Source organism: Shewanella sp. NKUCC06_TVS (assembly GCF_019345515.1).
Classification (GTDB): domain Bacteria; phylum Pseudomonadota; class Gammaproteobacteria; order Enterobacterales; family Shewanellaceae; genus Shewanella; species Shewanella oncorhynchi.
In genome coordinates this window covers 1-343 of the sequence record NZ_JAHKQX010000044.1, presented here as the reverse complement: position 1 = coordinate 343, position 343 = coordinate 1, and the positions used below count along the sequence as shown (strand labels likewise).

Below are 343 nucleotides of genomic sequence, written 5' to 3'. Positions count from 1 at the left end.
CGCCGCCTCAGGAGTAAACTCCCTTGCGCTGCCGCTCGACTTGCATGTGTTAGGCCTGCCGCCAGCGTTCAATCTGAGCCATGATCAAACTCTTCAATTAAAGTTTTGTTGTTTGACTTACGTCAAACGGCTCAATGAATTCTACTGTTTTGATTCGCTTTGCTCACTAAGAAACATCGCGTTTCAATTCATACATTACTGTATGTACATATTACTATGAACACTCAATCATGCTTCCCGCTAAGGAGAATGACTTGAAAACATTGATTTAAATTTTTGACTGCCAACCCGAAGGCTAAGCAGTTTCGATTAACTCAACACCTGTGAGTGTCCACACAGATTT

At 42.3% G+C, this 343-nt stretch carries 1 rRNA gene; it reads right to left on the bottom strand.

The annotated features are described in order from the left end of the window. A 16S ribosomal RNA gene (locus KO531_RS22220) occupies window positions 1-100 on the bottom strand; the annotation flags it as partial. Window positions 101-343: the final 243 nt, after the last annotated feature.